The organism is Photorhabdus australis DSM 17609 (genome assembly GCF_000711895.1).
GTDB lineage: Bacteria > Pseudomonadota > Gammaproteobacteria > Enterobacterales > Enterobacteriaceae > Photorhabdus > Photorhabdus australis.
In genome coordinates this window covers 1-8,691 of sequence record NZ_KL543990.1, presented here as the reverse complement: position 1 = coordinate 8,691, position 8,691 = coordinate 1, and the positions used below count along the sequence as shown (strand labels likewise).

General features: G+C 37.6%; 10 protein-coding genes and 1 pseudogene. 2 read left to right on the top strand and 9 right to left on the bottom strand.

Features of this window, described 5'->3' with window-relative positions; genetic code table 11:
- The first annotated feature begins 183 nt into the window (after window positions 1-183).
- Both BO26_RS21210 and BO26_RS21205 read left to right on the top strand, forming a co-directional pair.
- Window positions 184-462, top strand: coding sequence for a type II toxin-antitoxin system RelE/ParE family toxin (locus BO26_RS21210; protein WP_036774944.1), 279 nt, complete (start codon window positions 184-186; stop codon window positions 460-462).
- The gene (locus BO26_RS21205) at window positions 462-764 is read left to right on the top strand and encodes a HigA family addiction module antitoxin (RefSeq protein WP_036774941.1); all 303 of its coding nucleotides are present in this window, start codon (window positions 462-464) and stop codon (window positions 762-764) included. Before BO26_RS21210 ends, BO26_RS21205 begins: the two co-directional genes overlap by 1 nt.
- 139 nt (window positions 765-903) lie before the next feature.
- On the opposite strand, the gene luxE is transcribed toward BO26_RS21205, so the two are convergent.
- The 9 genes and pseudogenes from luxE to BO26_RS21160 form a co-directional block, all read right to left on the bottom strand.
- Entirely contained in the window at window positions 904-2,016 is a 1,113-nt protein-coding gene (luxE, locus tag BO26_RS21200; RefSeq protein WP_036774938.1) for a long-chain-fatty-acid--protein ligase LuxE, read from the bottom strand.
- A gap of 62 nt (window positions 2,017-2,078) precedes the next feature.
- Entirely contained in the window at window positions 2,079-3,053 is a 975-nt protein-coding gene (luxB, locus tag BO26_RS21195) for a luciferase subunit beta (RefSeq protein WP_036774937.1), read from the bottom strand.
- An 18-nt stretch (window positions 3,054-3,071) separates the two neighbouring features.
- On the bottom strand, window positions 3,072-4,151 hold the full coding sequence (luxA, locus tag BO26_RS21190) for a luciferase subunit alpha (RefSeq protein WP_036774936.1): 1,080 nt from the start codon (window positions 4,149-4,151) through the stop codon (window positions 3,072-3,074).
- 57 nt (window positions 4,152-4,208) lie between these two features.
- A complete protein-coding gene (locus BO26_RS21185) occupies window positions 4,209-5,132 on the bottom strand; it encodes an acyl transferase (protein WP_036774935.1) in 924 nt (307 codons plus the stop codon).
- 12 nt (window positions 5,133-5,144) lie between these two features.
- Entirely contained in the window at window positions 5,145-6,587 is a 1,443-nt protein-coding gene (luxC, locus tag BO26_RS21180; RefSeq protein WP_036774934.1) for a long-chain-fatty-acyl-CoA reductase LuxC, read from the bottom strand.
- A gap of 604 nt (window positions 6,588-7,191) precedes the next feature.
- Complete coding sequence (locus tag BO26_RS21175) at window positions 7,192-7,644, bottom strand: DUF6392 family protein (RefSeq protein WP_036774933.1); 453 nt, start codon at window positions 7,642-7,644, stop codon at window positions 7,192-7,194.
- A complete protein-coding gene (locus tag BO26_RS21170) occupies window positions 7,644-8,171 on the bottom strand; it encodes an S-type pyocin domain-containing protein (RefSeq protein ID WP_268870632.1) in 528 nt (175 codons plus the stop codon). The genes BO26_RS21175 and BO26_RS21170 overlap by 1 nt, the downstream gene beginning before the upstream one ends.
- A 57-nt stretch (window positions 8,172-8,228) precedes the next feature.
- A complete protein-coding gene (locus tag BO26_RS21165) occupies window positions 8,229-8,480 on the bottom strand; it encodes a bacteriocin immunity protein (protein ID WP_036774930.1) in 252 nt (83 codons plus the stop codon).
- Window positions 8,481-8,487: 7 nt separating this feature from the next.
- Window positions 8,488-8,691: pseudogene (locus tag BO26_RS21160) on the bottom strand (HNH endonuclease); the annotation flags it as partial.

The window sequence follows — 8,691 nt, the reverse complement described above, 5'->3', positions numbered from 1 at the left end:
GTTGAGAACCCTCGTCAGGGTTCGACAAAACGGCTGGCCGTTTTGGACCGCCAACGGCGGCCCGTAGGGTGAGCGCAGCGAATCCATCCCTCCCTTTCCTCCAGACCTTAGTTCAAATGATGTTGCGTAATAGGGAACACTTTGTTATAAGATTTCTTGTAGCGCAACACGGAGCGATAAGGAATGATAAAAAGTTTCAAGCATAAAGGACTGCGCCAGTTTTTTGAAAAAGGTGTTTCTGTTGGAATTAACCCTCAACATGCAAACAAACTCCGCCAACGACTCGCTGTTATTAATGAAGCTGAGGATATAGGGGAAATCAATCTTCCCGGATACAATCTGCATCCTTTAACGGGAGACAGGCAAGGACAGTGGGCAATGACCATTTCAGGAAATTGGCGTGTGACATTCGAATTTATCGATGGTGATGCGTACATCGTTAACTATGAGGATTATCACTAATGAAAATGTTTAACCCCCCTCACCCAGGAGAAATTATAGCTGACTCTTTAGAGGAACTAGGTTTAGGAATTCGTGATTTAGCGCGGGCATTGAATGTTGCCCCGTCTACGGCTCAACGTCTAGTGTCGTGTAAAGCAGCAGTCACGCCAGAGATGGCAATAAAACTGTCACAAGTGCTTGGTAGCTCTCCGCGGTTGTGGTTAAAACTGCAAGAAACTTATAGCCTCGATAAAGCAGAAAAGACAGTTGATATCTCCAAATTGACTCCGTTATTTAAACCCACCCATTTATTTCACACTTAAAAGCCAACATCCTAAGCTCAGGTTTACCACCTGAGCTTTTTTACTTGCATATACCTCCGATGCAGGGAGGGTTGCGAACCCTCGTCAGGGTTCGACAAAACGTGAGTGAGTTTATCGCACAAGTAATTAAACAAAGGAATCAACTACCAAATGCTTCAGTTAAGCTTAAAGCACAACCTTTCTGTGTCCTCGTATTAACACGACGTAAAATCTCAACCAACACACCGGGATACTTACTATATTCTCTACTAATTATCCCAATATCATCGGTAACAATAAATGCCGGATAACTCGTTGACGACGCATCCATATAACTCATCAAACCCGGCATCCCATCAGGTACTGGTTTCAATGTTTCAGGATCAAGTGCTCGCGCATATACCCAAGGCGGAACATGTTTACGCTGCATTTCATCCTCAAAGAAACAAGTATTAAGTTCAACTTGATTAAATATATCACGGATCTGGCTAATATTACTGAGGTTAAAAGTGTCGAATAAAAGATGATTGAAATCATTACGTTTCAAGGATTCTTTTTCGTAACTTTTCCAGCCTCCCCCCGTTATGATATAAAGACTTTTATCTCCAGAGAATGAGATATTTTTATCTTTCATATACTGGCAAAGCAAATAAATAAAGTAGGGCGAACCAATAAGACAAATATCTTTCCCCTGCCGTTTTATTCGCTCAAGACTATTTAATGTCTGAACAAAATCTATACGTTCTTCTGTTACGGTGAATGACGTAGGATATAATAACTCTACCAGGCTCATAACATATTTAAACCAAATATTATGAGCATTAAATCTATCTGGTCCCAGGTTGACCAATTCCATTTGATGATCGAACCAACTACCAATATATTTCATACCATAACTTACAGAACCTAAGAGTCTCTCAATACTCAGTCTGTCACGTGGCACCTGACTTTTTAAACCATTCGTGCCACTACTGGTAAACCAGCTTTCAATCTCGTTTTCCTGAGAAGTTAATAAGCGAGTAAACTTAAAAACTGATGTTGGGAATACAGGTATGTCATCAATTTCCGTAATATTATCATCTACTTTATGTACCTGACAGTAGTGACGGTATTCTTGACAATGCTTATAGTGATTACGAAACGCATCAAGCACAAGTTTCTTTCTAATCTTTTCCTGTTCATCATAAGACCAAATTAATGGATCACTCGAAAAAATCAAATCATCAATTTCTGAGCTTGCTGTGATTTCCTGTTTATCAACATATGAAGTCATACCTGTTTTACCTCGGTAACGAATATTAAAGAGTATGGCAGAGTCACTGCCATACCCTTTTATTACATGTGATATTTCTTAATATTATCATTGACAATATCAATTGCGTTTATTTGACGCGTAAAGTCATTCATTGATTCAAAGGACAACAATATGTCTTTTGCACCACATTTTTCAATTACCAGTTTAGCCGCAGCTATGCACTCCATATAATCCCCAACAGCGTTTTCTGTGATTATTTCTTCAAGTTTATTTTCGAAATTTTCATTAGGGTGCATTTCACGAATATAATCACTTATAAATGCACGCGTTTCCTTTTTAGCTTTCTCACTATCTTCGTTATAGTTAACCAATATCATTAACTGATGATCTATTTCTGCCAGGTCAACACCATATTCATCTGCTATGGCTCGATATCTTTTCGCATATTCTTGTTTAACGTCATTAGAATCATCCCACTTAAAGATGAGAGGAATACCTTTTTTGGCAGCCCACTCAACAACATGATAACTTGTTGCTGTTACATATTTCCCAGGCCCGTTTTGCGTATAAGCATGGGGATTGACGGATATTTTGGGGAAATTATAAAAATCACCATCTGGATTACAATAGCCTGTGGTTAAAGCATCGTTAATAATGTCATAGCACTCTTCAAATAATTGCGGCTGGGATTGTTCAGGGCGATTAAAAAAATGCATTTCATCCTTTTTCTCGCAATCACTAAACCCTAAAATAAATCTTCCTTCGCTTAACTGATCCAATAAACACGCTTCCTCCGCTATGCGGACAGGATGATGAGTTGTAATGATATGGTTCAACGAACCAATTTTAATTTTTTCTGTTAGGCCAAGTAAAAAACCAGAAACAGTCAGAGGAGCACCAACAATACCATTATCTGAAAAATGATTTTCACACACCAAAATCTGTTCAAAATTCAATTTGTCGACATATTCTGTTATTTCCTGCATGCGAGCTATACTTTGCTCTTGAACAGTTGTTGAATTGATAAAGTTAAGGAAGAACAAGCCAAATTTCATTTTATTTTCCTTAGCTAATTATAATAGCGAACGTTGTTTTTCTTTAAGAAACGGCATGACATCAGACTGGAATAGCTTCATGGAAGCAATAATTTCGTCTACTGTTCCATTAGCTTCAAACCCACAACAAATATTTGATATTCCTGTGGCGTCAATGTCTGTTTGAATTATATCAATACATTCCTGCGGGGTTCCTACGGGATTAATTTCGTAACTATAGTCAACGCGACGATTAGTATCTTTATGTCCTTTTAAGACAAAGTCACGCCATTGTCCTTTATTGAAATCATAACCTTTTGTTTTGTCTGAATCATCAAAAATGGTTGTAGCATTAACATAGGAATCATACCAATGCCTCAGAAAATTCCGGCAAATTTCTTTCGCTTTCATTGAGTCATGGTCTACAGATGTTATATATGATAAACAATGGTCGATATTATGAATATCGTGCCCATATTCTTGAGCTACCTCGTTATAAAGCTCAATTTGTGCTTTCTTTTCGTTAGTATTTATAATCCAACTTAAAATCATGGGTAAACCATGTTGAGCGGCCCATTCAGTCGTGGAAGCAGATTCAGCAACGACATAAATAGGTGCACCACCTTGACTATATGCCGTCGGCAGCACTTTTACCTTATGGAACTTGATATGTTCGTTGTCAGCTTCCATATATCCCTCAGTCATTCCATTGCGTATTAACCGATACCAGCACTCCATTAAGGCGCGACTATTATTCATATCAGTACCAAATACGCGAAAATCTTTATTATAAAGCCCCCGACAAATACCAAACCGAAATCGTCCTTTTGACATTTGATCCAACAAATTCACATCTTCAAGTTGGCGTACTGGATGAGCAGTGGGGAGAACAATAGCCGCAGTCCCTACATTCAATTTCTTGGTTGCACCAAGTAAATAGGCAGCAGCCACATAAGGGTTACCAAGCAAACCAAACTCCGTGAAATGATGTTCAAGTAACCATACGGTATCAAAACCACATTCCTCAGAGATGCGACCTAATTTAACCAACCGTTTAATTACCTCTGTTTGAGAAAATTGGGGAGGTTGGTATGTAAGCAAAAAGTTTCCAAATTTCATAGAGAGTCCTTATATTTCTATTTGAGTGATAGAATTAACCATCTATCCCAATAGGTTTTAAGACAGCGAAATTGTTTGATTTTCAATCTCAATTTTCATTCGGCGTTCATTGACTGCCGCAATAGTCAAATGTTCGAATGACGGTTCAATAATATCGACATCAATATCCAGACGACCATTATCCATCGCGATAGCGGCTTTCGTAACCGATTGATAAAAATTGCGCAGGACCACTAAGTTCTCACCCAAATCATGTGAGCTACCTAGTAAAGAATATATCTTGCATTGATGACTACCAATGCTTGATAGTAATGTAATCACTTCATCTTGCTTTACCCAATCGTCATTATTTGCAGTAAAAGCAATAAACGGTATATCGAGATGCATCATGCTATTAATTGTAGAAGTTAAATCTTCCCAGCCAGAATCAAAGCAATCTCTCGCAAAAACTTCAGCACCCAATTTATGACCTTCAAAATCTAAATTATCTGGCAATTCATCAATGGGTAAGCTGAGATAATCAAATCCTAAAGCTCTTTCGAGAGTATATCTTAAGTTAACCACACCGACCGCACTGATTAAGAACGAGACATTAATTTCAGATAGACTTGCATAAGCTATCCGCGCAGATAAGCTTGAAGCCAACATACCGAGGTTATTTATTTTTCGCGTATTTAACCAGTCAACTACGGCTAACAAACTCTGTTTTCCGATGGACATGGTAAATTCATCAATTGTCCCTGAACTTAATCCAACGTGGTGAAGAGAATCATAACGGATCACATGAAATCCATTCTGCGACAAATACTCTGCCAGACCCGCAAAATGATCCATCCTGCGGGCAAAACCCGATGCAATAATAAGGGTATTCTTTCTCTTTGGACTATTTTCTTTTGGCAGAGTCTCCCAGACATGAATTTCTTTATTTTCTTCAACACCAATAACATGGTCGATGGTTTTATATCTGGATTTATTTTCCATATTTCTTACCTATTATGGGACAAATACCAGGAACTTATCTTCTTCCAGGAATCGAGTCTGCTCTATTTCGACCGCAACATCTTTAGAAGTATAGTGGGATGGTCTTTCATGGGAAATATATGTCACCAATCGTTGTAAAGGTCTCATTCCATCATGGGCGCCACCAACGCGAAATACATTATTCATTCCTGCTTCTACAATCCTTTCAGCACCTTTTAATGCTAATAAGTCTCGATACTTAAGCGCGGCCTCCCAGGGAAAAACAGAGATAGTTTGCGTTTTATTTTTTCGCACATAAGGTAATACTTGCTCAATATTATCAACGTGATGAAGGTATACACACCTGCCAAGTGGTTGATTAAGTTCCACGCCCGCATTTGACTCAATAACCATCCAGCGCTGATGAACATCAACCTCTACTTTTAATCCAGCAAATAAACACTCTTTTTGAACTAAAGAATAGGCCGCCTTTTCATCAAAATCTTTTTTGGTGTTTGGTAATATATGCGCATATAAATTCAATTTTTCTATCAACGCTAACTTAAACTCTTCATAATGACTTCCCATGTAGTATATGTTTTGGGTGGAAAAACAAGCTTGCTGATCGTAAAAACAAACATCATGAGCCGCCCCTGTCGCTGCGGATATCAGGTCAACAGGGTTATCAATAATGCAAAAACTTTTCTTAGGACCAAATTTAATCACGTCAATATCGGGCGGTGCATGCTTTACCGCCCAATTAATCGCATCTTCCCCTCCCCAGGCGACGATGACATCCGCATGTTGCATAATTTCTTTTGCGAGTGATATATCGCCTTGATGTTGCCAATATACAACTGATAAAGAACGTGTTATCGGATGATGAGGGTCCACATCGATAAAACTTAGCGCTAATGCATTAGCGGTAAAAGGATCGGTTGATGAGGTTTTTATAATGCATTGATTCTTGGTTAAAATTGCCCGCACTATAGACAGCACACCAGATAATGGCACATTACCCGTCAACAGATGTACACATTTTCCTTTCGGAAAAGCTCTAATATAACTTTCATCCTGAGGTAGCCATTCATCCATAATATGGCGAGAACCAAGTTCATTTTTTACCAGATCATAAAGACCCCCTTTAGAGCACAAAATCATAGATATCCAGTTGGCCTCCAACTTAGCCATTTCTGCTGAATATCCCATATATCTTTTTAGATCACGAATATATGTCCTGCGTCTTGAATATTCTTCATTTTTCCACCTTTGCCCTACCGTATAGAGAAAGTTGATAATGTTATGCAACTGCAATTCATTATTTTCATTATAATCAATAATGTTTTTTACTTGAGAATCATTCAAGATTGGCAAATGAATATTATCATCACCAAAATTAATGGATTGCACTAAATCATCACTTTCAGGAAATATTTCGACTCGACCGTTAATAATGAATGAAATTTTTTTAGTCATACTTGCCATCCATTTAATAGGGCAATTTCAACTTAAATTGCTGTTTAATCATCTTATAAACACGCTACAATTTTCTGCTTAAGACTGTCAGTGTGACTGAGTGAACCATCAACATACTGCCCCCGTTTGACAATATCTATTAAAATAGCAAACGAAAATTTTCACATCAACCATATTTGTTAATAAAAAGTTTCAATCAAATAGAAATATCTCAAATTAAAAGAAACGCAATTTTTTTATACATGATAATATTCATGGAAATTATTATCTGGCTTATAAGTTAAGTTATATATACCGAATGAACTTCAAGATGCTTGAGCCGTCAGACATAAAAACATTTAAATTCAACAAAATAATCGTTTTTCAAACATGCACTTTGAAGTGTCTTGAGTATATATACCCAATGGATTTCAAGATGCATCGCGACGGCAAGGGAGCGAATCCCCGGGAGCATAGATAACTATGTGACCGGGGTGAATGAGTGCAGCCAACAAAGAAGCAACTTGAAGGATGAAGGGTATATATATGACTTCTAGCATACATGCACGGACAATGGTTTACTAACCACTATCCGCCGATTATAGTATGTAAAAAAGCTCTCTTCTCAGATAGTGTTGAAAGTAATTGCTCTCACCCGATAATAAGCATCATAAATGAAAATGACTTCCACATTTGGATAAGATTTTATACGATTTATATAAGCATCGTATCCACCAATAACACCTATAACAGGTGCTTTTATCATATCTTTTGACTCCGTTGGTTCTCCGTATTCTGCTCTTATCGTTGCCTTATCCATTAAAGGTAAGAATGGATAAGGCAAACTATCATTATATTCTTCATGATCACCATGTATATCAATTAGAGTTATCTGGACTGAATTCAATTGCCTAGATTTAGAATCAAAAACTAATGTGATTCCTTTTTCAGGTTCGCAATTGAACGATTCATCCCCTTCAAAATGAAACTTAAATATTCCTTTAGATATCTCACCATCTTCAACTAACGTTTCAGCGGTTCTTCCAAGATATTTAATTAATTTCGTAATGTCAGCCACTATTTATACCACCCTTGTTCTTTATTCAGTTGGTGTAATTCTTCTCGTGCCTTGCTCAACTGCACATCTGTATAGCCTTCTTCTCGTAGGCCAGGAACTTGAGCATCAAAATTACTGTCTACCGCCGCTCTAATATCTGACGCGTCTTTAACTTGTTTCGCCTTTGTATTCCTACCTTTATAAGTTTCACTATAGCCTCTGTGAACTCTATGAGGAATAGCTATGGATACACCACTATTGAGTATCTTATCTATGTCTTTATCCGTTGCAGCCTTACCTAACTTATTTTTTAGAAACAATTTCAATGCCGCCTTAGACGGAATATGATCAATATCCATTCCATCATTACGGCTACGTCCAGCCAGATCCTGATATTCTCCCACTTCCAGCGGTTTCACTGGCGGTTTACTCAAATACACATACACCGGCGGCATATTCGGGATGGGAAGCACCAGAATATAATCGCGAAAATCCTTTTCTTCCGGCATTGGGAACAATTCAATATCGGTATGATAGTTGTGAGGTATTCTCTTTGATTGTGATGAAAAGGATTATAAAAATCCTTTTCATCACTTACTCAATCTCTATTTTTTAAAGCCAGGTTTGCCGTTTTTGGTTCTCCATTCCTTTATCACTTCAAGCACACCTTCAGGACTATCTTCAATGCCATCTTCTGGATAGAAGATTAAATTACCGCCAGAGGGGTGTTCTGAAATTCTTTCAAATTCATTTATAGCTTCTGATTCTTCCTCCTCTGTTCGAAAATTTCCATTAAATATTTTCTTTATCAAGGATAAAAATTCATTTTCAGTAATATTCATTACATTATTTTCCATAGTTTATTCACCTCCAACTATGTAGTTCACCATGCCTCTTTGGCGTAACAACACTAATGTTATCAACATTATAAACATCTCCACCTTTAGAAATAGGCTTTTTATGATGTAACTCGTATTTTTTCTTTTTTCCTTTCCATTCGTCTTTCCTTGGAGCTGGAGCTTTTCCTTTTTTCATATTTCCCATATTCGCAGTTTTAAATTGCTTAGA

Excerpts from the sequence above, each read along its gene's own strand:
- BO26_RS21210 (WP_036774944.1), top strand. The coding sequence starts at position 184 with ATGATAAAAAGTTTCAAGCATAAAGGACTGCGCCAGTTTTTTGAAAAA.
- BO26_RS21205 (WP_036774941.1), top strand. The coding sequence starts at position 462 with ATGAAAATGTTTAACCCCCCTCACCCAGGAGAAATTATAGCTGACTCT.
- luxE (WP_036774938.1), bottom strand. The coding sequence starts at position 2,016 with ATGACTTCATATGTTGATAAACAGGAAATCACAGCAAGCTCAGAAATT.
- luxB (WP_036774937.1), bottom strand. The coding sequence starts at position 3,053 with ATGAAATTTGGCTTGTTCTTCCTTAACTTTATCAATTCAACAACTGTT.
- luxA (WP_036774936.1), bottom strand. The coding sequence starts at position 4,151 with ATGAAATTTGGAAACTTTTTGCTTACATACCAACCTCCCCAATTTTCT.
- BO26_RS21185 (WP_036774935.1), bottom strand. The coding sequence starts at position 5,132 with ATGGAAAATAAATCCAGATATAAAACCATCGACCATGTTATTGGTGTT.
- luxC (WP_036774934.1), bottom strand. The coding sequence starts at position 6,587 with ATGACTAAAAAAATTTCATTCATTATTAACGGTCGAGTCGAAATATTT.
- BO26_RS21165 (WP_036774930.1), bottom strand. The coding sequence starts at position 8,480 with ATGGAAAATAATGTAATGAATATTACTGAAAATGAATTTTTATCCTTG.